This window comes from Salinibacterium sp. dk2585 (assembly GCF_008001035.1).
In the GTDB taxonomy this organism is placed as follows: domain Bacteria; phylum Actinomycetota; class Actinomycetes; order Actinomycetales; family Microbacteriaceae; genus Homoserinimonas.
Window position 1 is genome coordinate 966976 of record NZ_CP042856.1, and the last position, 26825, is coordinate 993800.

Here is a 26825-nt window from a genome sequence, read left to right on the forward strand (position 1 = left end):
CGCGGTGGCACGGTATGAGTGCGGGAGAGACTTTCGGGCTTTGTCGTACCCTTCCCACGAATGGAACTCCATGGAAACCGCCCTGCCTGTCTGGTTCGAAGTCGGCTCGCTCGTCGTGCTCTCGGCGATCATCGTCTTCGACCTGATCATCGCCTACAAGCGCCCCCACGTGCCCTCCGTCAAGGAGTCCTCGCTGTGGGTTGGCTTCTACGTGACGCTCGCCCTCATCTTCGCGGCGCTCATGTTCATGCTGGGCGACGCTGAACATGGCGGACAGTTCATCGCCGGTTGGCTGACCGAATACAGCCTGAGTATCGACAACCTGTTCGTCTTCCTCATCATCATGTCGCGGTTCAAGGTGCCGAGGAAGTACCAGCAGGAGGTGCTCATGGTGGGCATCATCATCGCGCTCGTGCTCCGCGCGATCTTCATCCTCATCGGTGCCGCGCTCATTGAGAACTTCAGCTGGATCTTCTACATCTTCGGGCTCTTCCTGCTCTACACGGCCTGGCAGCAGGCCTTCACAGGGCACGAGGAGGAAGAGGAGTCGGAGAACAAGATCATCGGATTCCTCCGCAAGCGCATCAGCATCACCGAGCAGTTCGATGGTGGCAAGCTGCGCACGGTCGTCGACGGCAAGAAGGTCTTCACCCCGATCATCATCGTCTTCCTCGCGCTCGGCACGACCGACCTCGTCTTCGCGATCGACTCGATTCCTGCGATCTTCGGCATCACGCAGAGCCCGTTCATCGTGTTCGCCGCGAACGTCTTCGCCCTCATGGGCCTCCGCCAGCTGTACTTCCTCCTCGGCGACCTGATCGACCGCCTCGTGTACCTGAAGTACGGAATCGCGTTCATCCTCGCCTTCATCGGCGTGAAGCTTGTATTCCATGCCCTGCACGAGAACGAGGTCCCGTTCATCAACGGTGGCCAGCACATCGAGTGGATCCCGGTGATTAACACGTGGATGTCGCTCGGCGTCATTGTCGGCGCGATGGCCATTGCGACCATCGCGAGCCTCATCAAGCTGCGCCGCAGCCCGCTTGCGATGCCGATCGGTGCCCCGAAGTTCCACGACGACGACGAGGACGACGAGGACGACAACGCGGAGCGTCGCGCATAGGCGTGGGTGCGCGAACGTTGCTACCGTATGGTGACCGGTCGCGGGAGGTGGGGGAGCAGGTTGAATGACGACGTGACACTCCCCGAGGGCGAGCTCGCCCTTGACTTCAGTTACGCGAGCGACGTCGGCAACGTTCGTCGTCTCAATGAGGACAGCATCCTCGCCGCGCCGCCCGTCTTCCTTGTGGCCGACGGCATGGGAGGACACTCCTTCGGCGACCGTGCCAGCCAGTCCGTCGTCGCTACGTTCCGTTCGACACTCGGCACGGTCGATGCACCGAGCCCCGAGAGCGTCGTCGCCACGATCGACTCGGCCAATGAAGCACTCATGGCCATGCGGGAGCCGGGGGAGGACAGCGTCTCTGGCACGACCCTCACGGGCCTCGTCCTCGTCTCGACCGTGTCGGGCTACCGCTGGATGGTGTTCAACGTCGGCGACAGCCGCGTCTACCGCTGGGATGGCCGCGCGCTCGAGCAGGTGACCGTGGACCACTCCGCCGTGCAGGAACTGCTCGATGCGGGGCAGATCACGACGCTCGAAGCCCTCAGCCACCCACACCGCAACGTCGTCACGCGCGCGATCGGCGTGCACGACGAGGTTGATGTCGACGTGTGGCTCCTCCCCGTCACGGGCAAGCAGGCATTCCTCGTCTGCTCCGACGGTCTCAGTCGCGAGCTCGCCGATGACCAGATCGCACAAATCCTCGCGGGCCACGATCCGGAAGGCTCCGGCAGCACGGTCGCGGAGCGTCTCGTGGAGGCGGCACTTGCGGCAGGCGGACGCGACAATGTGTCGGTCATCGTCGTGGAGTCACAGATGCTTGCGACGGTCTCGGCAGACCACGACGACACGAACGAGAGCGGGCTCGCCCAGCATCTCGAGGATACGCGGCCCAGGAAGTAGGAGCGACGAGTGAGAGAGCACTGGTACCGACCGGGAGGCGAAGGGTGGATGACCTTCGCTGCGTCTGGCACGCTCCTCGCTGTCGAGCCGAGTCAGCATCTCCAGGTGGCCGAACTCTGGCACGCACTCGAGGGCGGTTTCCAACGCGTGCTCGACACCCTGACGGAGAAAGGCTTCTCGGCCACGCCGTCCTTCGCGCTCCTCGCATGGTCGGATGCCGGCGAGCTGCGCGCGATCGTGCGTGGGCCGGCGAAGCTGCGGGTGGAGTCGCGGGAGGGCGAACGGTCGCTCGACGGCACGGGCGTCTCGACCTGGAGTGAGATGCTCTTCGGCCGCGACACGCGATTCGAACTCGAGCTGCCCGGCACCCCCGAGGGGAACGCGCTTCCCCTCGTCGCGGGCGCAGTGACGGCTGTTCGGGTCAGTTCGGATGCCCAGGCCGCCGAACGGCCCCTGGAGACCGCCGCACCGGCACCGGCGGCGGCTCCGACGGCCGCTACGCCGCCACCCGCGCCGGTCCCTGAGACCACGGTCGCCGACGTCTGGGACGAAGAGAACGACAACATGCTCGGTGAGTCCTCTGAGACGCAGGAGCTCGATGAACTGCTCGGGGCGACGATTCACCGCAGCGACGCCGCGGAGCATCCGCCGGTCCCGGGCGCGGCGCAGGCAGCTGGCGATCACGACGGCATGACGATCGTGGCGGGAGACCTGCGGCGACTCCGCGCGGAGCGCCGTGCCGCGGCATCCGCGACTCCACCCGAGGCGCCGCCGCAGCAGGCGACGCTGCGGCTCGAACTCTCCAACGGCACCGTAGAGACGCTCGACCAGACCGTCATCGTCGGGCGCTCGCCGAGCGCCAACAAAGTGTCGGGCGGCGCGCTGCCGCGACTCGTCACGATTCCCGGCGACAAGGACATCTCGCGCAATCACGTGCAGTTCGCGGTCGAGGGCGACACGGTCGTCGTGACTGACCTGCATTCGCGCAACGGCACCCAGGTGGTCCTGCCGGGCCGCGCTCCCCAGCAGCTTCGGCAGGGCGAACCGACGACCATCATCGTCGGCACGCTCGTCGACCTCGGGGGCGGCGTCACCCTGACCCTGCGTGAGGGAGCCTGATGCGGCGCGCCCCATCCACGCCCCCCGAACTGCCTGGATACACCTTCGTCAAGCTGCTCGGCTCGGGCGGATTCAGTGACGTCTTCCTCTACGAACAACACCTGCCGAAGCGCCGCGTCGCCGTCAAGGTGCTGCTCACGGAGGAATTGACCGCCGCGAACCGGGCCGCGTTCGTCGCCGAGGCGAACCTCATGGCGCAGCTCTCGGCGCATCCGTATATCGTGTCGATCTTCCACGCGGATGTCGCGTCTGATGACCGTCCCTACTTCGTCATGGAGTACTGCTCGGGCCCGAGCCTCGCGGAACGCTACAAGCGCGAACCCCTCTCGGTCGTCGACGTGCTGCGTACGGGCATCCGCGTATCGGGCGCCGTCGCGACCGCCCACGGCGCCGGCATCCTCCACCGCGACATCAAGCCCGCGAACATCCTGACCAACGACTTCGGATGGCCCGCTCTCACCGACTTCGGCATCTCCTCGGCACTCGACGACGGACTGCCGCTGAGCACCGCGACCCTCGACTCGCTCACGGGCGACACCTCGGGCACGACCGGCAGCGCCTCCGTCGGCATGTCGGTGCCGTGGTCGCCCGCCGAGATGTTCGAAGACGACCCGGAGCCGGATGTCAGAGCCGACGTCTTCTCCCTCGCCGCGACGCTTTACACGCTCCTCGCGGGGCACACCCCCTTCGAGATCCGCGGGCGCTCCAACGGGGCCCTCGACCTCATCGGCCGGATCGAACGCGGTGCCGTGACACCCCTCGCCCGCGATGACGTGCCGCGCTCCCTCGTCGCCGTACTCATGAAGGGCATGGCCACGCGCAGGGAGGACCGATTCGCCAGCACGATCGAGTTCGCACGCGCCCTGCAGCGCGTCGAACTCGAGCTGGGCTACACGCCGACCACGATCGACGTGCCAAACCTCCACCTGGAGGAGGCGGTGCGCGAGGGCGGCGACGACGATGCGGATGCGACCCGGGCACGCGGCGTGGCGACGATCGAGGCGCAGCCGGTCGTTCCCATTGAGCCGCCGCTTGTCGACGACGATGCCACCGTCGCGAGGGGAGCGACGACCGTCCACGCCCAGGCGCCGACTGCCCAGGTGCCCGCCGCCCCGGCGCCGGTCGCCGAAGACGCCCCACTCGAGACGGTCGTGCGGCGTCCCCAGCAGGCGCCACCCCCTGCCGACCCGCCTGCGGCTCATGCGCCGGCGACGGCATCAGAGGCGCCACCGCAGCCGAAGGCGTCGAGGGCCAACCGCATCGCGCTCTGGGCCGGGGCTGCTGCCCTCGTGCTCGTCGCGGCCGCGGTCACGGCGGGGATCGTGCTCGGGGGCCCGCCCGCTCCCGTCGAGCCGAAGACGTCGCCGAGTCCGGGTGGAGGGTCCGCGATCGTCGTCGATCGCGTGCCGACCCCCGAGCTCGTGTCGGCCCAGGCGAGCGATGGCGCGGTCGTCTTCACCGTCGAGAACCCGGACGAGCAAGACGGCGACAGGATGATCTGGCGGCGCACCGACCGCGGCGACGATGAGCCCGTGCGGCAGGTGCAGGAGGGCACGTTCACGGTTGACCGCGCCTCGGATGCACCCGTCTGCGTCGAGGTCAGCATCGTGCGCGCTGGCAAGGGCTCGGCCAACCCGCTTGCGGGGTGTTACCCCTCGTGAGCGTCTCGCCCCTCCGCGTCGAGTTCTGTGGCGAGTGGTACGACATCGCCCCTGGCTCCGACTTCCACGTCGGGCGCGAGTCCGACCTTGTCATCGACGACAACCCCTATCTGCACCGTCGTTTCCTGCGCATCCACGAGGACTTCGGCCTGTGGTGGCTCTCGAATGTGGGCACTCTGCTCTCTGCGACGGTGACGGATGCCTCGGGGCAGGTGCAGGCCTGGCTCGCACCCGGTGCGCGGCTTCCGATCGTGTTCCCGCAGCTCTCCGTGCTCTTCAGCGCCGGCTCGACCACCTACGAGTTCTCGGTCCACGGGCCCTCGGACTACTTCGACACCTCTTCGGCCATTGCTGGTTCGGGCGGTTCCACGACGATTGCGCCTGTTCCCCTGACGAGTTCGCAGCGCCTCCTGATCGTGGCCCTCGCCGAACAGGTGCTACGGCAGTCGTCGCCCGGGCGGGGCGAGATCCCATCGTCGGCGGAAGCCGCGGCGCGCCTCCACTGGTCGATCACGACCTTCAACCGCAAGCTCGACAACGTGTGCGAGAAGCTCGACAAGGTCGGTGTCGCGGGGCTCCGTGGCGGGCGAGGCAAGCTGGCGACGAACCGCAGGCAGCGCCTCGTGGAGTACGCGGTCGCGACACGGCTCGTGAGCGCCGACGACCTCTACCTCCTCGATCGCAACGACCAGGAGCACACGGCGAGCCAGGAGCACACGGCGAGCCAGGAGCAGACGGCGAGCCAGTAGGGGAGAGGTACCCATATCTCTGCCCCACTTGGGGGGTGCATCTGCTGTACATTGTTCTCGGACTCAGGTCAGGAATCAGCGCATCGGCTGGCGTGATCACAGTGGGGATGGTTACTTGGTTCGGCCACGATTTGCGACGCGCACCCGAAAGACGGTCGCGTCAACGCTCGTCTTTGCGATCATCGCGGGCGTTCCGCTTGCCGTCGCGGCCTTGCATCCGGGATTCCCTGTCTCTGACGTGGAACTCGCGTCGCGCGACGTGTGGGTCACGAACGGCGAGCAACTCATGGGTGGCCGTCTCAACCGGCAGATCGACGAGCTCAACGGTTCTGTTGTCGCGTCGACCTCGGATTTCGACGTCATGCAGCACGGCGACACCCTCTTCATGCACGACCCCGTCGCCGGTCGTGTCGAGTCGGTTGACCCCGCCTCGACCCAGGTGACCTCGGCGATCGAGGTGCCGAAGGGCGCCGAGGTGGCATTCGGCGGCGAGGTCCTGGCGATCCTCGCGCCCTCCGGTGAGCTCTGGGCGATCCCCGCGATCGGCGACCTGCAGTTCAACCAGGTCTCGCAGCCGCCCATCGCAGAACTGGGCACGGACTCCCACGTCACGGTCAGCCGCGAGGGGATCGTGCTCGCGGTGTCCTCCTCGCAGAAGACGCTGTATCGACTCGAGTCGATCGCCGAACTGCCCGTCGAGAGCGAGTTCCCCCAGATGGGCGAGTTCCAGCTCACGGCCGTGGGCGACCGAGCCATCGCGTTCGACCAAACCACGAATGAACTGGTGACGGATGACGGCAAGGTCTTCGACCTCGGCGAGGAGGACGGGCTTCGCCTGCAGCAGGTGAGTGCGGCATCCGATCACGCGCTCGTCGCGACGGGGAGATCCCTCCTGCGGGTCAACCTCGGATCGGGCGAGGTCGAGGAGATCGCGGCGGGGGTCGAGACCACCGTGACTTCGCCACAGCAGGTGGCCGCGCCCGTCTCGCTCGACGGATGCGCGCACGGCGCGTGGGCGGGACCCGGGCGCTACCTGCTTGCGTGCGATGGCGAGGAGCCCGCCCCCGCGCAGATCGATGAGCCGACGAGCGGCAGCCGGCTCGAGTTCAGGGTCAACAGGAGCGTCATCGCGCTCAATGACCTCGACAACGGCAACGTGTGGCTCGTCGACGAGAACATGCGACTCGTCAACAATTGGGACGACGTCACGCCTCCCGAGGAGGAGGAGACCGAGGAGATCGGCGACGAGAAGTCCGCCATCCAGTCCTTCGAAGACACGCTCGCCGAGCGCACCGAGAACAACCGGCCGCCGACGGCGAACGACGACGACTTCGGCATCCGTCCAGGGCGCACGACCATCCTTCCCCTGCTCGACAACGACACCGACCCTGACGGCGACGTGCTCGTCATCTCGCAGTACGACCAGATCTCGGAATCGACGGGGCGCATCGACCCGATCGATGGCTCGCGGGCGTTGCAGTTCACGCCCGCCCCGGGTTTCGTGGGAAGTGTCGCGATCAACTACACGGTGGACGACGGCCGCGGCGGCACGGATACGGCGCGCGTGACGCTGCGGGTCGTTCCCGATGAGTCGAACGAGGTGCCGATCGAGGTGCGGCTGGGGGGCGTGAGCGTCGAGGCCAACCAGGAGGTCAAGTACAACGTCCTGACCAACTGGCGTGACCCGGACGGTGACGACCTCTTCCTCATCGGAGCCTCGCCCAAGTCGGGTGACCTCGTGCGCTTTACGCCCGACGGCATCGTGACCTTCACGCACCGGACCTCGGAGCTGGGCGAGAAGGAGGTGGTGTTCCAGGTGACCGACGGCCGGGATGCCGCGGTCACGGGCACCCTTGTCGTCACAGTCGAGCCACCCGGCACCCTCAATCCCGTCGGCACACCCGACTTCGCGGAGACCTTCGTCGACGAGACCGTCGAGCTCAAACCGACTGACAACGACCTCTCTCCGTCAGGGGCTCCCCTGAGCCTCGTCGCGATCGAAGAGCCCGGCGGATCGACGACGGCGAGATTCTCCGCCGACACCGGCACCCTCTCCTTCTCTGCGTCGAGTCCGGGCATCCACTACGTGAAGTACACGGTGGCCGCGGGGGCAACGACGAGCGTCGGCATCGTGCGCATCAATGTGCTCGAGCGTCCGGCGGACGATGATCTGCCGCCCGTCGCTGTCAAGGACGTCGCCTACCTGCGCGGCGAGGAACCAACCACCGTCTCGGTGCTCTCCAACGATGTCTCGCCATCGGGCCGCGTGCTCGCGGTGCAGAGCGTCAGCGTGCCGGCCGAGTACCGTGCCAAGGGGCTCGTCGTGGAGCTCCTCGCATCAACGAGCATCCGTGTGACCTCGCCCGCGGCACTCACGACGCAGGCATCCTTCACCTACACGGTCTCCGACGGCGTCTCGACGGCGTCCGCCGGTGTCTCGGTGGTTCCCGTGCCCGCGCTCACGAAGCACCAGCCGCCCGTGGCCGATAACGATACGGCCCGCGTGCGGGTGGGCGACATCGTGACGGTCGAGGTGCTGGAGAACGACACGCATCCGGACGACTCGCCCATGTTCCTTGCGCCGGAGCTCATCTCGGAGCCGTCGGCGGGCATCGCCTTCGTGAGTCAGAACACGGTGCGGTTCCAGGCGCCGCGCGAGCCGGGGGAGTACCGCGCCGACTACCGCGTGCTCGACCCCTTCGGCGAGACGGCAGCGGCCACCGTCATCTTCACGGTCGTTGCCGAGGATGAGGAGAACAACCAGGACCCGGAACCGCGCCCGCTCGTGGCGCGCGTGCTGGCGGGCAACGCGATTCGTGTCGACCTCCCCCTCAACCACATCGATCCGGACGGCGATTCCACGCAGCTCCTGAACTTTCCGCGCAACCCGCAGTTGGGCACCGTCACGGAGACGGGCGCCGACTACTTCTACTACGAGTCGTCACCCGCGGCCTCCGGCACGGATGTCTTCAGCTACGAGGTCTACGACGCCTTCGGTGCCACCGGCGTCGGCGAGATAAAGATCGCCGTCATCCCTCCACCGGACGAGCTGCAAGACCCGACAGCGGTGCCCGACAGCGTCTCCATCCGGCCGGGGCGCCTCGCCCAGGTCGACCTCATGGCGAACGACTCCGACCCGCAGGGCGCACGCATCGAGGTGTCTGAGGAGCTGACCGACGTGCCAGAGGGCATCGAGGCCGAGGTGCTCGAGAATCGCTACCTCGTCATCAGGGCCCCGGAGGAGGAGCAGTCCTTCACGATCCGCTATGAGCTGAGCAACAACCGCGGCGGTTCGGCCATGAGCTATGTGCTCGTGCAGGTGACCCCGGATGCGCCGCTGCTGCCGCCGACGGCGCTCGACCTGCCCATCCTCACGAAGGACATCGCTGGCGAGGAGAGCATCACGGTCGATGTGCTCGACGGTTATGCCTTCAACCCGGCCGGCCCCAACGACGATCTCGTCGTGTCGGTCGAGGGACCCAACGCCGACTCGGCGACGCTCCTCGAGCGGAACGGGCAGATTCGGGTCACTCCCGGCGAGAAGCGCCAGGCGATCGCCTACCGCGTGACGAATGAGGCAGACGAACTCAGCGCGCTCGCCTTCATCCTCGTGCCCGCCGCGGTCGAGGAGGGCTATGACGACCCGCCGTACATCGACCCCAACCTGCCCGTGCAGTACGTGTCGATGAACGAGACCCGCGAATGGGACCTCGCCGACATCGTCAAGGTGCCCTCTGGCCGCGACGCCTGGATTCCGGATGCCTCGACCGTCACCGCCATCCAGTCCAACGGCCAGTCGAGCTTCGTCGACAAGGACACCCTGCGGTTCACGCCCGCCCTCGACTACCGCGGGCCCGCCGCGATCAACTTCACGGTGACCGACGGGGCATCCCTCAACGACCCCAAGGGCATCACCGCGAACCTGACCCTCAACATCGTGGTCGGCGACCCGGAGTTCCGGGACATGCCGCCAGAGTTCACGACACCGAGCCCCCAGGTTGAGGTCGGCGAGGTGACGACGATCGACCTGCGCGCGTCGACGGCGCACCAGAACCCGCAGATCCTGCAGGAGGTCACCTACTCCGACATCACCGGCCAGCGTTCGGGGCTCGAGGCGAATCTGCGTGGCAGTGAACTGAGCCTCACCGTGCCGAGGAATACCCCGAAGGGGACGACCATGACCCTCGGGGTGACGCTGCGCTGGGACAAGTTCGAGGTGCCCGGCACGATCAACGTGACGGTCGTCGGCTCTACCAAGCCCCTCGCCGTCGCCGTCTCCGACACGCTCGAGATGAAACGTGGTGGGGGAGACGGGGGAGGATCGATCACCTCGCAGCCTCTCGCGAACGACGCCAACCCCTTCGCATCGACCAACGAACCGCTCAAGATCGTGGATGCCCGGGTCTCCAACACGGGTGAACCCGCGACGATCTCCCACACCGGTACCTCGGTGAAGATCACGCCGTCACCGTCGCTCAAAAGCGGTGTCGTCGAGGTCATCTACACGGTCGAAGACGCGACAGAAGACCGCGACCGTCACGTCAACGGCACGATCACGCTCACGGTGAGCGACGTGCCCGACGAGGTGCAGAAGCCGACCGTGCCGACGCAGGGAGACGAGGGCACCGTGACGATCGGCTTCGCGGCTCCCGCGTCGAACGGCAAGCCCATCACGAGCTATGAGGTCAGCGCTTCGCCGAACGCGTCGACGCCGAGCACCTGCGCGCCTCCGTCGTGCACCATCACGGGGCTCAACAACGGCACGAGCTACACCTTCTCCGTGCGGGCGATCAACGAGCACGGTCCGGGCGCGTGGTCGACCCCCAGCAATCCCGTGATCCCCTATGGCACTCCTTCGACGCCGAGCGTCACGATCTCCGTCGTCGACCAGTGGGCCCCCGGCGGCGCCGTCTCGGCGGCCTGGAACAACGTGACCCCGAATGGTGGAAGCGTGAACTACCGTTGGCAGCTGCTTCGAAACGGCAGCGCTGAGGGACGCCCGTGGAACGACACGGCCGGCACCTCGACGGGCTCCATCACGGGCCTCGCCGCGGGCAGCTACTCCGTGCAGGTCATCGCGACGAACTCGGGCGGCAAGTCCAGCCAGACCGGCACGTCGCCGGCAGGCACGCTCACGGCGCAGGGTTTGCCCCCTGCACCGGGTGGCCTGGGAGCTCGCGTATCCGATTCCGTGGCTCCGGGAAGCATCACGTGGCACTGGAACGCCGTGAGCGCGAGCCCCGGCGGACAGGCGAACCTGAGCTACGAGGTGAATTTCGGCAACGGATGGACCGGCGTCGGCACGCGCACCGAGTACACGAGGAACAACCTCTCCGAGGGCACCTACAGCCTGAGTGTGCGCGCCGTCAACAAGGCGGGCGCGGGAGCACCAGCTGGCCCGGCGAACGGCCGGATTGATGCGCCGCCGCCACCGCCGAAGAACCCAACTGTGCACCTGGAACGCGGCAACAAGGTCGGCGCAGGGGCGGCCGGGTGCACGGGCGGCAACTGCCACTTCTACGACGTCACCCTGTCGGACTTCCCCGGCGGCACGCACACGCTTGAGGTGCACTGCAACAGCAATACGCCCTTCCGCACCTACACGTTCACCGGTAACCGTTATACGACGAGCCCGTCGGGCGCGTACTGCGGGGAGAACCGTGCCTGGGTCGTCGTCGACGGAGTCCGAAGCAACACAGTCGACTTCTTGCCCTAGTCGATCGAGCCTTACCGAGATTGAGAGAAGACAAGTGCCAGTAACCCAGGAGCAGGCGACGTGGTTCGCGGATGCCTTCGACAAGCTGATCGCCAACGTGGACAAGGCGATCATGGGCAAGGATCACGTGATCCGTCTCGTCCTGACGGCGCTGGTAAGCGACGGCCATGTGCTGCTCGAGGACTATCCCGGTACGGGCAAGACCGTTCTGGCCAAGGCCCTCGCGAACACGCTCGACGGCACCACCTCGCGCATCCAGTTCACCCCTGACCTGCTGCCGTCCGACGTGAGCGGCGTGCAGATCTTCGACCAGTCGAAGGGCCGCTTCGAGTTCCACAAGGGCCCGATCTTCGCGTCGATCGTGCTCGCGGATGAGATCAACCGCGCGAGCCCCAAGACGCAGAGTGCGCTCCTCGAGGTCATGGAGGAGGGCATCGTCACGATCGACGGGGAGGGGCACCCGGTCGGCGCGCCGTTCCTCGTGATCGCGACGCAGAACCCCGTGGAGCAGGCCGGCACCTACAAGCTGCCCGAGGCGCAGCTCGACCGCTTCCTCATCAAAACAACCCTCGGCTACCCCGACCGGGCAACCTCGGTTGCCCTGCTCATGGATTCGGCAACCAGGGCGCGCGCATCCCTCGTGTCGCCCATCATCAAGCCCGAGTCGATCGTCGCCATGACGGCGCTCGCGAACGAGGTGCACGTCGATGAGTCGGTCATGGCCTATCTGAGCGACATCGTCGAGGCGACCCGTACCGACCGTGACGTGATCCTCGGTGTCAGCATGCGTGGGGCGATGGCCCTCGCCCGGGCAATCAAGACCTGGGCGATCAGCAACGGCCGAACCTACGCGACGCCGGATGACGTGCGCGACCTTGCGGTTCCCGTGCTCGCGCACCGTGTCATCCTCGACCCGGAGTCGGAGTTCGCGGGGGTCAAGGCCGAGGCGGTCATCGAGCGGATCCTCGTGGGCATCGAGCCGCCCGCCTATCGCGCAGCGTGAATCGAGTGCTCGTCAAGGCCCGGCGCCTCTGGCGCGCGGTGGTTGCCGTCATGGCGCCCATCGTGCGCGCCGTATGGCGTTTCCTCGGGCCCATTCTCGGTGTCGTGACCTCCGCGGGGTGGATCGTGCTGGGACTCGCCATCCTCGCCCTCGTGCTGAGCGCGACCTTCGGATGGCAGGAGTTCACATTCCTCGGCACCGTCCTGCTCGCAGCGCTCCTTGTGAGCACCTTCTTCCTCTTCGGTCGGGCGTCCTACGGCGTGCACATCGAGCTGAACCCGCGGCGCGTGGTCGTGGGGCAGCGGGCGATGGGGAGGATGCTCGTCACCAATACGGGCACGAAGAATCTGCCGGCGACGCGCATGGAGCTTCCGGTCGGTCGCGGTGTCGCGGAGTTCCAGCTGCCCGCAATGCAGCCGCGCGAGGAGCATGAGGAACTGTTCGCCGTGCCGACCCATAAGCGCGCCGTGATCGTTGCGGGACCGGCCGAGTCGGTGAAGGGTGACCAGCTCGGACTTATGCGTCGCGCACTGCGCTGGGCCGACCCGGTCGACCTCTTCGTGCATCCGAGGACCGTGCGACTTGCCCCGACGGCGGCCGGCCTCGTGCGTGACCTGGAAGGCCAGGTCTCCAAGAAGATCACGAGCAACGACATCGCGTTCCACGCGCTGCGGCCCTATGTGCCGGGGGATGATCGACGCTACGTGCACTGGCGCACCTCCGCGCGCATCGGCCAACTCATGGTGCGCCAGTTCGAGGAGACCAGGCGTTCCCAGCTGACCATGATCCACGCGACCCGGCGCGACCTCTTCGCCTCGGAGGAGGAGTTCGAGCTTGCGGTGTCGGTCACGGCGTCGATCGCCTCACAGGTCATCGCCGATGGCACGCAGATGGATGTCGTGAGTGAGTCCGGTGTCTGGCGCACGCAGACCGTCACGAGCATGCTCGACTCGTCGAGTCGCATCGAACCGGTCGGCGAGATGTTCGAGACCATGCGCGACTTCGCGCGGCAGATGACCAAGCGGCTCCCCGCACCCAGTGTCGTCATGATCGTCGCGGGCTCGCGCATGACCACGGCGGACTTCCGCAGCATCCAGTCACTCTTCGGCAGCGACACGAGCCAGGTCGCCTTCCGCGTCGAGGTGGGCGCGGAACCGAAGTTCGCGGCCGTCGCGGGACTCACGCTGATCACGATCGGTGACCTCGACGACCTGCCGAAGATCGTGAGGGGGATGACGCCATGACGACGCAGACCCCGAACGACCGGAAAGGGCTGCGGATGCCGAGCCCCCGCACCTGGTTCGACATTGCCGTGCTCGTCGTGCTCATGGCGCTCGGACTCATGGGCTTCGAGCCCTCATTCGGCAGCTACAACTTCCTCCTGCCGGCGATCGGTGGGCTCGTGCTCGGCACAGCGACCGCGATCGGCACCTCACTCTTCAGGCTCGGGTTGATCCCGACGACGCTGGTCGCACTCGCCGCCTACTTCCTCGTCGCATCGCCCCTCACAGTGCCGCAGCAGTCGATCCTCGGCGTGCTGCCGAGCCTCCAGTCGCTCGGCAGCGTCGCCGTCGGCTCGGTCTACGGCTGGGCAGACATCCTCACGCTCGCGACCCCCGTCGGTGCACCGCAGTACATTGCCGTCGTCCCCTACGCGGCCACCTGGATCGTCTCGATCGTCTCCGTGACGCTCGCCTGCCGGTGGCTCGCGTCCCGGCCTCGCACCCCCTGGCGGTTCGCGATTGCGCTCATCGGCCCGCTCGCGCTCTACCTCGCGAGCATCCTGATCGGCACCGAACAACCCTTCCAGGCCGGCGCCCGCGGTGCGGTCTTCGCGACGCTCGCCCTCATCTGGCTCGGCTGGCGGCGCGAGGGGAGCGCGAGCGTCGCGGCCGAGGGAGCGGCGCGGTTGCGCAAGCGCAAGCTCGCCGGCACGGCTGTCGTCGTCGGCGCCGCGATCCTGCTCGGCGGCGGCGCGGGGTTCTGGATCGCCCCGCCCAACGACCAGCGCTTCGTGCTCCGGGAGGAGATTGAACCGCCCTTCGATCCGCTCGAGTATCCGAGTCCGCTCTCCGGCTACCGGCACTACACCAAGCAGGTCACCGACGATGTCATGTTCACGGTCGAAGGCCTGCAGCAGGGTGACCGCATCCGCTTGGCCACCATGGATTCCTTCACGGGCAAGCTGTGGAACGTCACGGGCCCCGACACCGCGACCGATGGCTCGGGTGCCTTCCAGCTCGTGGGTCGCACGCTGCCGCAACAGCGCTTCGTAACCCCCGACAAGCGCCGCGACGTGGTCTTCACGATGGCCGGCTACGACGATGTGTGGATGCCGAGCCTCGGCTACGCAGACGACCTCGAGTTCATCGGCGGCGACGCCGTCGAGGAACGCGACAACCTGCGCTACAACGCGGCGACCGGCACGGCGGTGTTGACCTCCGGTCTCGGCGCAGGGGACTCGTACCGCATCGATGCGACGGTGCAGCAGCCCCTCTCGGCAGAGGAGTTGCGAGACATCGGAGCGGCCTCCGTGGAGCTGCCGCCCGTGCTGGGCGTGCCCGATGTCGTCACGACGAAGGCGCAGGAGTTCGCCGCATCGGCGACGACGCCCGCCCAGCAGCTCGAAGCCATCCGCTCGGCGCTCGCCCTGCAGGGCTTCCTGAGCCACGGCCGCGCTTCGGACACGGTGCCGTCGCGGGCCGGGCACGGTGCCGACCGCATCACCGAACTGCTGGAACGAAACCAAATGGTCGGTGACGAGGAGCAGTACGCCTCCGCCTTCGCGCTCATGGCGCGCAGTTTCGGCTATCCGGCCCGCGTCGTGATGGGCTTCGCGCCGGAGGTCACGGGCGACGAGGGCCAGATCGAGGTGACGGGCGACGACGTCTCAGCCTGGGTCGAGGTCGCGTTCGATGGCATCGGGTGGGTCTCCTTCGACCCCACGCCGGAGGAGACCGACATCCCGCAGGACCAGACGCCGAAGCCGCGCAGTGAGCCGCAGCCGCAGGTGCGCCAGCCTCCCCGCATGGACAACGACGACGAGGATCTGCTCTCGCCCGTCGAGTTGGAGGAGAGCGACGAGGAAGACGATGAGCTTCCCTTCGAGCTGCCCGGCTGGGTCTACGTGCTCGCGGTGAGCCTGCTCGTCCCCGCCATGATCGTCTTCGTGCCCATGCTGATCGTCGCCCTGATCAAGGCGAGGCGCATGCGGCGTCGACGTTCCGCGACAGCGCCGCATGACCGCGTGGCTGGCGCGTGGGACGAGATGATCGACCGCTTCTCGGAGCTCGGTTTCTCGGTGCCGCGGGCGAGCACGCGCCTGCGGATCGCGGAGGCGCTCGAACGGCAGGCACCGACGGAGCAGCCACTCAAGCTCAGGCAGCTCGCCGTCGCGACCGACGCCGCAGTGTTCTCCGGCGTCGAGGTCGAGCCGGAGCGCTCCGAGCGCACCTGGAACGAGGCAGAAGCCGCCGTCGCGGCCATGCGCGCCGGAGTCTCACGGATGCGCCGCTTCCTGAGTCGATACCGCGTCAGGTCGGCGCGTGACTGGGCGAAGAGGATGGCGGATGGCGGCACCGAGCGGCGGTGAGCGCTCGGCAGCCGCCTGCCGCGGGTGCATTAGCATGGCTCCGTTACCCGGAGGGAGATGCTGTGGCGAGCGAGCACGATGAGCCGGCTGTCGCGCCTCCGCCCCCGGGGGCGCCCGAGGCTGTCACGCCCACGCCCACGCCCGCAGCTCCCGTGACCAACGAGTCGGACTTCATCAGCCTTCCCCCCGGGATGGCGGACTTCGACTCGGGCACCTACCGCATCCAGGCGCGCAGGCCCGAGCCCCCCGTCGCCGAACGGCCGCCTGTGTTCGTGCCGACCATCGTGCCGGGGCTTCCCGTCACCCCACTGACAGCCGTGACGGCGGAGCCTGTCGACGAGGTGACCCGGGTGACAGCCGCGCCGCTCGACGACGCGACCCGTGTCGTGCAGAGTCGCCGAGCCGCGTGGACCTTGACGCTCCCGGCAGGCGAGAGCAGGGAACTCCGCGCTGGGGTGCTGCTGCTCGGGCGGGGCCCCGCAGCATCCGCAGCGTGGCCGGGCGCCGGGGTGCTGCCGCTCGACGACCCGCGGAAGTCAGTCTCCAAGACCCACGCGGCGCTCGAACTCGACGGCGCAGGCACGCTCAAGGTGCACGACCTCGATTCCACGAACGGCGTGTGGCTGAGCTACGCCAACGGCGACGAGGTGGATGTCGTTCCGGGCTCCCCGGGAATTGTCGAGGACGGCGCGGTGCTACATCTCGGAGAGTTCGGGATTCGCCTGCAGCGACGCTGACTCCGCACGCTCGGAGCATGGCCGACGTAGAATGTCGAGATTGGGCGCGTGCGATCTCGCGCGCTCGCGAAACGTAGAAGGAAGGCACCACTGTGGGCAGGACGCTGGCAGAGAAAGTCTGGGATGACCACATCGTGGTCAAGGGCGACGACGGCAATCCGGATCTCCTCTACATCGACCTCCACCTCGTGCACGAGGTGACGAGCCCCCAGGCCTTCGACGGCCTGCGCATGGCCGGTCGACCCGTGCGCCGACCCGACCTGACGATCGCCACCGAGGACCACAACACTCCGACGCTCAACATCGACAAGCAGATCGAAGACGTCACGAGCCGCACGCAGATCGAGACCCTCCGTCGCAACTGCGAGGAGTTCGGTCTGCGCCTGCACCCGCTCGGCGACGTCGAGCAGGGCATCGTGCACGTGGTCGGTCCCCAGCTCGGCCTCACCATGCCGGGCATCACGGTCGTCTGCGGCGACAGCCACACCTCGACGCACGGCGCTTTCGGTGCGATGGCCTTCGGTATCGGCACGAGCGAGGTCGAGCATGTGCTCGCGACCCAGACGCTGCCGCTCAAGCCCTTCAAGACGATGGCGATCACGGTCGAAGGTGAGCTGCGTCCAGGCGTGACCGCGAAAGACATCATCCTCGCGGTCATCGCCAAGATCGGCACGGGCGGTGGCCAGGGCTACGTGCTCGAGTACCGTGGCAGCGCCATCCGCTCGCTCTCGATGGAGGGCCGCATGACGATCTGCAACATGTCGATCGAGGCCGGCGCCCGCGCCGGCATGGTTGCTCCCGACCAGACGACCTACGACTACCTCAAGGGTCGCCCGCACGCACCGGAGGGTGAGGCCTGGGACGAGGCCGTCGCCTACTGGGAGACGCTCAAGACCGACGACGACGCCGTGTTCGACGCCGAGGTCTTTCTCGACGCCGACGAGCTCGAGCCCTTCGTGACCTGGGGCACGAACCCCGGCCAGGGTGTCTCGCTGAGCGAGTCGGTTCCCGACCCCGCCACGATCGTCGACGCCAACGAGCGTGCCGCAGCGGAGCGCGCGCTCGAGTACATGGCGCTCGAGGCGGGCACGCCCATGAAGCAGATCCCTGTCGACGCCGTCTTCATGGGCTCGTGCACCAACAGCCGCATCGAAGATCTTCGCGCCTTCGCATCCGTCATCAAGGGCCGCAAGAAGGCCGACAACGTTCGCGTCATGGTCGTTCCCGGCTCCGCGCGCGTGCGCCTGGAGGCCGAGGCTGAGGGCATCGACAAGATCGTGACGGAGTTCGGCGCCGAGTGGCGCTTCGCCGGTTGCTCGATGTGCCTCGGCATGAACCCCGACCAGCTTGCCCCCGGCGAGCGTTGCGCCTCGACCTCGAACCGCAACTTCGAGGGTCGCCAGGGCAAGGGCGGCCGCACGCATCTCGTATCGCCTCTCGTCGCCGCAGCGACGGCCGTGCGCGGCACGCTTGCGAGCCCGTGGGATCTTGAGGACGTCGACACGGACGCCGCGGCATCCGATGGTTCTGCCGACCCCGTCTCGTCCGTCACCGGCGACACCCCGATCTATGACGCGATCGCGCGCCAGTTCCCTTCCGCTATGAGTGAGGTCAACGCCTGATGGACAAAGTCACGACGATCACGGGAGTCGCAGCGCCCCTCAAGCGTTCCAATGTCGACACCGACCAGATCATCCCCGCGGTGTTCCTCAAGCGCGTCACCAAGACCGGCTTCGAGGATGCGCTCTTCCACGGTTGGCGGCAGGACGAGGACTTCGTGCTCAACCGCCCCGAGTTCCAGGGTGCCCGCGTGCTCATCGCGGGCCCTGACTTCGGCACGGGCTCGAGCCGCGAGCACGCCGTGTGGGCACTGCGCGACTTCGGTTTCGCCGCCGTGCTGAGCCCCCGCTTCGGCGACATCTTCCGTGGGAATGCGGGCAAACAGGGCCTGCTCGCCGGGCAGATCTCCGAGGAGGACACCGAGACGATCTGGGCACGCATCGACGAGGAGCCCGGTATCGAGGCGACCGTCGACCTCGAAGCGCGCACCGTGACGGTGGGGGACTTCACGACGTCCTTCCAGATCGACGACTACACGCGGTGGCGACTCCTCGAGGGCTTCGACGACATCGGGCTCACCCTGCGCGACGAGCCGGCCATCACGGAGTTCGAATCCCGCCGTGCACAGTGGCGCCCCACGACATTGCCCGCACGCACGGCGGCGGTCGCGAAGTGAACGCCCTCACGAAGGACTCGCAAAAGGCTGCCGCTCGGGTGGGCCTCACGGCGGACGAGATCATCATCAACGGTGGCAAGCCGCTGACCGGCAGCATCCAGGTGCGCGGGGCCAAGAACCTCGTGACGAAGGCCATGGTCGCCGCCCTCCTGGGGGAGACGCCCAGCGTGCTGCGCGGTGTCCCCGACATCAGTGACGTGCAGGTCGTGCGCGGGCTGCTTGAGGTCTACGGGGTCGGTGTCACGAGCCCGACCGCGGGCGAGTTGCACTTCGACACCGCCAGCGTGGAGAAGGCGCACTTCGCCGAGATCGACGCACACGCTGGCGCGAGCCGCATCCCGATCCTCTTCTGCGGTCCCCTCCTGCACCGACTGGGCGAGGCACGCATCCCCGACCTTGGTGGCTGCCGCATCGGCGACCGGCCCATCAACTACCACCTCGACGCGCTCCGCGCCTTCGGGGCGGTCGTCGAGAAGAGCTACGAGGGCATCGTGCTGACGGCGCCCGACGGCCTGCACGGCGCTGACATCGAGCTGCCCTACCCGAGCGTTGGCGCGACCGAGCAGGTGCTGCTCACGGCCGTGCGCGCCAAGGGTGTTACCGAGCTCAAGAACGCCGCGATCGAGCCCGAGATCATGGACCTCATCGCGATCCTGCAGAAGATGGGCGCGATCATCTCGGTCGAGCCCAACCGGGTCATCCTCATCGAGGGTGTCGACCGACTCGACGGCTACAAGCACAGCGCGCTCTTCGACCGCAACGAGGTCGCCAGCTGGGCATGCGCTGCTCTCGTGACCAAGGGCGACATCTTCGTGGAGGGTGCCCGCCAGTCCGAGATGATGACGTTCCTCAACGTCTTCCGCAAGGTCGGCGGCGCATTCGATGTGCAGGAAGATGGCATCCGCTTCTGGCACCCGGGTGGACCGCTCAAGCCCGTCACCATCGAGACGGATGTGCATCCCGGCTTCATGACCGACTGGCAGCAGCCGCTCATCGTCGCGCTCACGCAGGCGGAGGGCACCTCGATCGTGCACGAGACCGTGTATGAGAACCGCTTCGGGTTCACGGAGGCGCTCGGCAAGATGGGCGCGAACATCGTCGTGCACGAGCAGGGCCTGCCCGACCACCCGCGCAGGGTAGCCCGCCGCGACTTCGAGCAGGCGGCGACGATCGTCGGGCCGACGCCGCTGCACGGTGCCGACCTGCACGTGCCAGACCTGCGCGGTGGCTTCAGCCATCTCATCGCCGCGCTCAGCGCCGAGGGACGATCGACCATCAGCAACATCGGCATCATCAGCCGCGGTTACGAGCACATCATCGAGAAGCTCGGTGCCCTCGGTGCCGACTTCGTCTACGAAGGGTGAGCGGGCAACCGTGAGCGATATCTCGCAGCCGGCAGCGTCGCCGGGAACACGGGCGCGGTCGGAGAAGACTCCCGTCTTCCGTTTTCTCGCCTTCCTCCTGCTGCCACCCATGCACATGCTGGCGCGGTACCGCATCATCGACGGCGACAAGATGCCGAAACAGGGGGCCTTCGTCTTCGCGCCGAACCACTACAGCGAGATCGACCCCGTCGTGATCGGCGTCATCATGTGGAAGCTTGGGCGCATGCCCCGCTTTCTCGCGAAGGCCTCGGTGTTCAAGAACCCCATCGTCGCGAAGCTCCTGCACGCCTCGGGGCAGATCCCCGTCGAGCGTTCGAGCAACGTGCGCGGCTCTGAGCCGCTCAAGGCGGCGGGCACACTCGTCGAGAAGGGGCTCGCAGTCGTCATCTACCCGGAGGGTTCGCTCACGCGCGATCCCGCGCTCTGGCCCATGCGCGGCAAGACGGGAGCCGTACGGATGGCGCTCGAGGCGGATGCTCCCCTCATCCCGGCGGCGCACTGGGGCACTCAGAAGGTCATGCCGCGCTACGGGCGCAAGATCAGCCTGTTCCCTCGCAAGACGATCACGGTCAAGATCGGCGATCCCGTCGACCTCTCGGCCTACCGCGGCAAGCCGATCACCTCGACGATGCTGAGCGAGGCGACCGACCTGCTCATGGAAGCCATCACGGCTCTCCTGGCCGAGCTCCGCGACGAGCCGCCACCCGCCGAACGCTGGAATCCGGCCAAGAACAATCAGAAGGAGACCGGGCGCTTTTGACGAGCACACGACCCATCCGCATTCCCGTCCCAGGGGCGACTCGCGTCGCCGTGCTTGGGGCGGGCAGCTGGGGCACGACCTTCGCCAAGATCCTCGCCGATGGCGGCGCCGATGTGGCACTGTGGGCACGCCGCCCGGAGCTCGCCCGCGAGATCGCCGAAAGCAAGCGCAACAGCGACTACCTGCCGGGAATCAACCTGCCCCGCAGCCTGTGGGCGAGCCACATCATCGAGGAGACGCTCGAGGGTGCCGAGGTCGTCTTCCTTTCGGTCCCAAGCCAGACGCTGCGCGGCAACCTCCGTGAGTTCGGGGCGCTGATCCCGCGGGATGCCATCGTCGTGAGCCTCATGAAGGGCGTCGAGAAGGGCACCCGCTCGCGCATGAGCGAGGTGATCACCCAAGAGCTCGACATCGACGCGAACCGGATCGCCGTCGCATCCGGCCCCAACCTCGCCCTCGAGATAGCGAAGGAGCAGCCGACGGCCGCGGTCGTCGCCTCCGCCAGCCTCGACACGGCCACCAAGGTCGCGCTCCTGGCCACGACCCCCTACTTCCGCGCCTTCGTCAACAGGGACATCATCGGCACCGAGTTCGGCGGTGTACTCAAGAACCTCATCGCCGTCGCGATCGGCATCGTCGACGGTGTCGGCTACGGCGAGAACACCAAGGCATCGATCATCACGCGTGGCCTCGTCGAGATGACCGACTTCGCGGTCGCCTACGGCGGCAAGGCGTCGACGCTCTCGGGGCTCGCGGGCCTCGGCGACCTCATCGCGACGTGTGAGTCCTCGCTCTCGCGCAACAACACGGCCGGACGGCTGCTCGGGCAGGGCTTCGCGCTGCCCGACGTGCTTAAGCAGATGAACCAGACCGCGGAGGGCCTCGCATCCGTCGCCCCGGTGCTCGAGCTCGCACAGGCCAAGGACATCGTCATGCCGATCGTCTCGCAGGTCGCCGAGGTGCTCGCCGGCACGATGAACCCGCGCGACATCGCGCCGCACCTCACGACCGACTCGGGCCTGCCGCAGGGGGAGTAGGGGTGCCTCAGCCCGCGAAGGTGCGGGCGGGCATGCCGACCAAGCCGAGGTCGACGGCGAAGAGCGATCCGGCGAGCGGGTCGTCCCCGGGTTCGAGGTCCTCCCGCGAGGTCGTGATGTACAGCCGGTCAAGCTTCGGGCCACCGAAGGCGCAGGCCGTTGTCTGGCGCGCGCCGACGGAGACCACGGCGTCGAGTCTGCCTTCCGCGGCGTAGCGGCGCACCTCGCCCGCGCCATGCATCGCAACCCAGACGCCGCCATCCGCGTCGATCGTGAGGCCGTCGGGGTTCTCGTCGTCTGCCATCACGACGAAGGGGCGTCGCCCCGTGAGTCCCGCGTCGGGGTCGTGGTCGAAGACCGAGATGGTGTGGGTGTCGGTGTCGTTGTAGTAAGCGAGGGAACCATCCGGGCTCCACTCGAGGCCGTTCGAGATCGTTGCCCCCTCCAGCACGGTATGCACGCTGAGGTCGGGGTCGATGCGGTAGAGCTTCGCCGCACCCGGGCTCGCGTCATAGGCCATCGTGCCGCAGTAGAAGCGCCCCTGCGGGTCGCATCCTCCGTCGTTCATGCGGATGCCGGCATCCGACCACACTTCGGGCAGTTGCGTGAGGGCGCCGTCGGGCGCTTCGAGGCAGAATCCGCGTTCGACGGCGATGATCGCCCCTCCGCCCGCGCGCGGGCGTAGCGCCGCAGCCACCGAGCCGACGTGGCGGCGCGATGTCACGCCGGCCTCGTCGGTCGTCAGCAGGTCACCCGCGAGCATGTCGACCCAGCGCAGGCCGCCCCACGCCTCAGCCCAGACGGGCCCCTCGCCGTGATACGCGAGGGGTTCGGTGAACTGCTCTGCCTGCATGGGGAGGCTCCTTTGCGGTGTCGGTGTCGGTGTCGTCCCAGCGTCGCACAGTGCCCTGCGGGGTGAGAAAGTTTGGCGAGCGAGCCTACAGTGACGCCTGAGGCCGGCTCGTACCGGCCACCGAGGAGGGAACGTGGCAGAGCCGAACGTCGCAGAGCCGAGCGCCGCGGACGCCACGGGCATCCGTACCCTGATCATCCTGGGCGCGACGGGCGACCTGGCGGGCCGCCTGCTCCTGCCGGGGCTCGCGAGTCTCGTCGCACGCGACCGCCTCGACGCCCTGACCGTTGTGGGGGTGGGATCGAGCGACTGGTCTGACGAGCAGTGGCAGGAGCGAGTGGAAGAGTCCTTCGCGGAGACCGCGGGGGAGAGCGACGAGGAGACCAGGGGCCTGCTGCAGGCAATCGTGGAGGACGCAAGGTTCCACCGGGCGGATGTCACGGCATCCGGTGCGCTCGCCGAGGTGATCGCCGCCGCAGAAACCCCTGTCGCCGTGTATTTCGCGCTGCCGCCCTCCGTCACGGTCGAGGCCTGCGCGGGGCTCACGCCCGCCGATCTTCCGGAGGGCACGAGGCTCGTGCTCGAGAAGCCCTTCGGGCACGACCACGGGTCGGCTCGCACTCTCAACCGCACGCTGGCGGCGCTGGTGCCCGAGGAGCAGATCTTCCGGGTCGACCACTGGCTCGCCGCGCCGACCGCGGTGAACCTCCTCGGGCTGCGCTTTGCCAACCTCGTGCTCGAACCCGTGTGGAACAACCGCTACATCGACCGCGTCGACATCATCTTCGACGAGGATCTCACCCTCGAGGGCCGTGCCGGGTACTACGACGCGACCGGCGCGCTGGGCGACATGATCCAGAGCCACCTCCTGCTCGTGATGGGCCTCGTCGCACTCGAGCCGCCCGCGAGCCTCGGGGAGCGGGATGTTCGTGACGCGATCGCGACCGTGCTGCGGGCGAGCGAGATTGACAGCGATTTCGCGAGCAGCACGAGGCGTGCCCGCTACACGGCCGGCAACATCGAAGGCCGCGAGGTGCCGAACTATGTGGACGAACCCGGCGTCGACCCCGAACGCGGCACCGAGACGCTGGCGGAGGTGCGTGTCTCGATCAACAACTGGCGTTGGTCGGGAGTGCCGTTCATCCTGCGCTCGGGCAAGGCGCTCGCGGGCAGGCGCCGCGAGATCCTGGTGACCTTCAAGCCCGTGCCCCACCTCCCCAGGGGCTTCGGCGGTCGCGAGTCGCCGACTCGCGTGCGCATCGGGCTGTCGCCCGAGACGCTCGAGATCGAGTTCGACGTCAACAGCCCAGGCGACGTCTTCACGCTCGACCGCGCGGTGCTGGGGACCAAGCTTCCCGAGTCAGAACTGCGGCCCTACGGGCAGGTGCTCGAGGGCGTCTTCGCGGGCGACCCTCTCCTCTTCGTTCGCGATGACGCGGCCGTCGAGTGCTGGCGCATCGTCGAACCGGTGCTTGACGCCTGGGGGCGCGACGAGGTGCCCCTCGAGGAGTACCCCGCCGGGTCGCTTGGGCCGGAGCGCTGGACGACGACGTAGGCACCTGTCCGGGCCCCACCCCAGGTGTACTGTGGCTAGGTGATCACGGCGTTGGCGGATGGGCGGCTCCTCGCCGAGAAGACGGGCGGCACCCCCGTGCAGGTCATCGCCCTCCACGGGTGGGGGCGCACGGGTGCCGATTTCGGCCCCATCGTCGCAGGCCTCAACGCCCTCGCGATCCACCTTCCCGGCTTCGGTATCACCCCGGAACCCTCGGATGCTTGGGGCAGCGAGCAGTATGCGGATGACCTCGTCGAGGCCCTCCGCGAGCTCGGGCCGACCGTCATCGTCGCCCATTCTTTCGGCGGTCGCGTCGCGGTGCGACTTGCGGCGAAGCATCCGGAACTCGTCAAGGGTCTCGTGCTGACGGGCGTGCCGCTCGTGCGTCTCCACGCGGCACCCAAGGCCGCCCTCAGCTACCGGCTCGTGCGAGCGCTCGCCAAGCGGGGGCTCGTCTCACAGGGCGTGCTCGAGGCCCAGCGCCGCAAGCACGGCTCGGCCGACTACCGCAATGCGCAGGGCGTCATGCGCGACGTCATGGTGCGGGTTGTCGGCGAGGACTACCGCGATGACCTCGGGCGCATCACGGTGCCCGTGCGCATGGTGTGGGGTGAGCACGACACGGCCGCCCCGGCCGGCGCGGGCAGGGCGGCGAGCGAACTGCTTGCTGACGCCCGTTTCCGAGTGGTGCCCGGCAGCGGGCACCTGCTGGAAGGCGGCCTCGTGCCCGCCGTACGCGAAGAACTCATGACACTGTTGGAGGACGTGGCGCAGTGACTGCCCTCATCATCGTGACCCTCATCGTTGGCGTCGCCGCGGGCGCGCTCGCAGTGCTGCGCTGGTTGCGTGTCGCGCAGCGCGAGCACTACATCGCCGGCTGGGTCTCCCGCATCGGGGCCCTCTGGGTCGTGCGCCGGCCCGTCAACGCGATTGTCGCGAGCCTCGCGGTTCTCCTGGTCGCTGCCGCCGTGCTGCTCGTGCTCACGGGCGCCGGGCTCGCAAGCGCCATCACCAGCATCCTCGCGGTCGTCACCGCCGCGTTCCTCCCCGTCGGGCTGGGCGTGCGCGGCAGGAGCACGCCGCTCAACTGGACGCAGCGGGCCCGCCGCCTCGCGGCCGCCTATGCCGTGGCACTCCTCGCGGTCGGCGCCTTGCTCTGGTGGCTCGTCGGGCTGCCCGGCGTCGCGCTCACGGTGCTCCTGGCCCCGGTGATCATGGACGGCGTGCTCGTGCCCATGAACGCCCTCGAGAAGCGCCTCTCACACAAGTACCTGGTCAGCGCCCGCAAGCGCCTTGGGCAGGTGCGTCCGACGGTCGTGGCGATCACGGGCTCCTACGGCAAGACCTCGACCAAGGGCTACGTGGCGCACGTGCTCGCGGGTGCCTTCTCGGTCGTCGCGAGCCCCGCGAGCTTCAACAATCTCATGGGCCTCTCGCGTGCGGTCAACGACCGCGTCGTGCCGGGCACGGAGGTCTTCGTCGCCGAGATGGGCGTTTATGGCCCTGGTGAGATCCGCGAGCTGAGCGAGAGCTTCCCGCCGGATGTCGCGGCCATCACGACGATCGGCGAGGCGCACCTGGCGCGCATGAAGACCAAGGAGACGATCGCCCGCGCGAAGGGCGAGATCACGGAGCGTGCCAAGACTGTCGTGCTGCCCGTTGACGAGCCGGAACTGCGCGCGCTCGTGGAACGCTGCCGCACGGAGGGCAAGCGGGTCGTCACGGTCTCGACCGTGCCAGGAACGGACGCCGACGTGGTCGTGGATGCCGCAGCATCCGTCGTCACGATCCGCAGCGCCGAGGGCACAACGACCGTCCCCGTCGAAATCCCAGGCACGGGCCACGCCGTCAACATTGCCGTCACGGTCGGCATCGCCCTCGCCCTCGACGTCGACGTCTCGGCGATCGCGCCGCGCCTCACGGCGCTTCCGGGCTCACAGCACCGTGCCGAGGTGCAGAAGGCGCCGAACGGCACCCTCATCATCGACGACACCTACAACTCCAACCCTGTCGGGTCCGAACGCGCGCTCGAGGGCGCCGCCGCCCTTGCGGGGGAGCGCGGCGGGCAACTCGTTGTCGTGACGCCCGGCATGGTTGAATTGGGATCGGTGCAGTTCGAGCGCAATCGCGCCTTCGCGGCATCCGTGACGGCTCGCGGCGGCAGGCTCCTCATCGTCGGACGCACGAATCGCGCGGCACTCCTTGCGGGATCGGCGGGCGCCGAGCTTCCGTCCCTCGTCTTCGACCGCCGCGAGGACGCGGTGCAGGTGGCGCTCGATCAAGCCGCAGACAGAGGCGTTATCCTCTATGAGAACGACCTGCCAGACCACTACCCCTGATCGCTGAGCGTGAGGGGACGCATCGGGGCTGGCGGGAGACGCGGCCGGATGCGGGCC

19 protein-coding genes are annotated in these 26825 nt (G+C 67.9%); 18 read left to right on the top strand and 1 reads right to left on the bottom strand.

Translation table 11 applies throughout. The features are described from left to right. Nucleotides 1-70 precede the first annotated feature (70 nt). The 15 genes from FVA74_RS04575 to FVA74_RS04645 all read left to right on the top strand — a co-directional run bounded on the left by FVA74_RS04575 (nt 71) and on the right by FVA74_RS04645 (nt 22021). Nucleotides 71-1123 carry a TerC family protein gene (locus FVA74_RS04575; RefSeq protein WP_147720739.1) on the top strand — a complete coding sequence of 351 codons (1053 nt, stop codon included), beginning with the start codon at nt 71-73 and terminating at the stop codon, nt 1121-1123. A gap of 72 nt (nt 1124-1195) precedes the next feature. Continuing rightward, entirely contained in the window at nt 1196-2026 is an 831-nt protein-coding gene (locus tag FVA74_RS04580) for a PP2C family serine/threonine-protein phosphatase (RefSeq protein WP_240792304.1), read from the top strand. Between the two features lie 9 nt (nt 2027-2035). Next, on the top strand, nt 2036-3145 hold the full coding sequence (locus FVA74_RS04585) for an FHA domain-containing protein (RefSeq protein ID WP_147720743.1): 1110 nt from the start codon (nt 2036-2038) through the stop codon (nt 3143-3145). Continuing rightward, a complete protein-coding gene (locus FVA74_RS04590) occupies nt 3145-4806 on the top strand; it encodes a serine/threonine-protein kinase (RefSeq protein WP_147720744.1) in 1662 nt (553 codons plus the stop codon). Before FVA74_RS04585 ends, FVA74_RS04590 begins: the two co-directional genes overlap by 1 nt. Then, nucleotides 4803-5555, top strand: coding sequence for a hypothetical protein (locus tag FVA74_RS04595; protein WP_147720746.1), 753 nt, complete (start codon nt 4803-4805; stop codon nt 5553-5555). The genes FVA74_RS04590 and FVA74_RS04595 overlap by 4 nt, the downstream gene beginning before the upstream one ends. Nucleotides 5556-5670: 115 nt before the next feature. Beyond that, entirely contained in the window at nt 5671-11271 is a 5601-nt protein-coding gene (locus tag FVA74_RS04600; protein WP_147720748.1) for an Ig-like domain-containing protein, read from the top strand. 34 nt (nt 11272-11305) lie between these two features. Beyond that, nucleotides 11306-12274, top strand: a complete 969-nt coding sequence (locus FVA74_RS04605) for a MoxR family ATPase (RefSeq protein ID WP_147720750.1) — start codon at nt 11306-11308, stop codon at nt 12272-12274. Nucleotides 12275-12279: 5 nt separating this feature from the next. After that, a complete protein-coding gene (locus tag FVA74_RS04610; protein ID WP_147720752.1) occupies nt 12280-13518 on the top strand; it encodes a DUF58 domain-containing protein in 1239 nt (412 codons plus the stop codon). Then, complete coding sequence (locus FVA74_RS04615; RefSeq protein WP_147720754.1) at nt 13515-15866, top strand: transglutaminase domain-containing protein; 2352 nt, start codon at nt 13515-13517, stop codon at nt 15864-15866. Before FVA74_RS04610 ends, FVA74_RS04615 begins: the two co-directional genes overlap by 4 nt. Before the next feature lie 62 nt (nt 15867-15928). Beyond that, nucleotides 15929-16603, top strand: coding sequence for an FHA domain-containing protein (locus FVA74_RS04620; RefSeq protein ID WP_147720757.1), 675 nt, complete (start codon nt 15929-15931; stop codon nt 16601-16603). 92 nt (nt 16604-16695) lie between these two features. Then, complete coding sequence (gene leuC, locus FVA74_RS04625) at nt 16696-18225, top strand: 3-isopropylmalate dehydratase large subunit (protein WP_168220050.1); 1530 nt, start codon at nt 16696-16698, stop codon at nt 18223-18225. Continuing rightward, the gene (gene leuD / locus FVA74_RS04630; protein WP_147720759.1) at nt 18225-18839 is read left to right on the top strand and encodes a 3-isopropylmalate dehydratase small subunit; all 615 of its coding nucleotides are present in this window, start codon (nt 18225-18227) and stop codon (nt 18837-18839) included. Before leuC ends, leuD begins: the two co-directional genes overlap by 1 nt. Before the next feature lie 38 nt (nt 18840-18877). Next, nucleotides 18878-20203, top strand: coding sequence for a UDP-N-acetylglucosamine 1-carboxyvinyltransferase (murA, locus tag FVA74_RS04635; protein ID WP_370454497.1), 1326 nt, complete (start codon nt 18878-18880; stop codon nt 20201-20203). A gap of 10 nt (nt 20204-20213) precedes the next feature. Next, nucleotides 20214-20984: a lysophospholipid acyltransferase family protein gene (locus tag FVA74_RS04640; RefSeq protein ID WP_370512091.1), complete on the top strand. Its 771-nt coding sequence runs from the start codon at nt 20214-20216 to the stop codon at nt 20982-20984. After that, nucleotides 20981-22021, top strand: a complete 1041-nt coding sequence (locus FVA74_RS04645; RefSeq protein ID WP_240792305.1) for an NAD(P)H-dependent glycerol-3-phosphate dehydrogenase — start codon at nt 20981-20983, stop codon at nt 22019-22021. The genes FVA74_RS04640 and FVA74_RS04645 overlap by 4 nt, the downstream gene beginning before the upstream one ends. A 7-nt stretch (nt 22022-22028) precedes the next feature. Here the strand turns inward: FVA74_RS04645 and FVA74_RS04650 are convergent, their stop codons facing one another. Beyond that, entirely contained in the window at nt 22029-22874 is an 846-nt protein-coding gene (locus tag FVA74_RS04650; RefSeq protein WP_147720763.1) for an SMP-30/gluconolactonase/LRE family protein, read from the bottom strand. Nucleotides 22875-23007: 133 nt separating this feature from the next. Between FVA74_RS04650 and FVA74_RS04655 the strand changes: the two genes are divergently transcribed. The 3 genes from FVA74_RS04655 to FVA74_RS04665 are packed head-to-tail and all read left to right on the top strand — an operon-like array spanning nt 23008 to nt 26768. Then, a complete protein-coding gene (locus FVA74_RS04655) occupies nt 23008-24429 on the top strand; it encodes a glucose-6-phosphate dehydrogenase (RefSeq protein ID WP_240792306.1) in 1422 nt (473 codons plus the stop codon). Between the two features lie 39 nt (nt 24430-24468). Further along, nucleotides 24469-25206 (top strand): alpha/beta fold hydrolase, encoded by a 738-nt coding sequence (locus tag FVA74_RS04660; RefSeq protein ID WP_147720765.1) that lies wholly within the window; start codon nt 24469-24471, stop codon nt 25204-25206. Further along, a complete protein-coding gene (locus tag FVA74_RS04665) occupies nt 25203-26768 on the top strand; it encodes a Mur ligase family protein (RefSeq protein WP_147720767.1) in 1566 nt (521 codons plus the stop codon). The genes FVA74_RS04660 and FVA74_RS04665 overlap by 4 nt, the downstream gene beginning before the upstream one ends. The last annotated feature ends 57 nt before the right edge of the window (nt 26769-26825 follow it).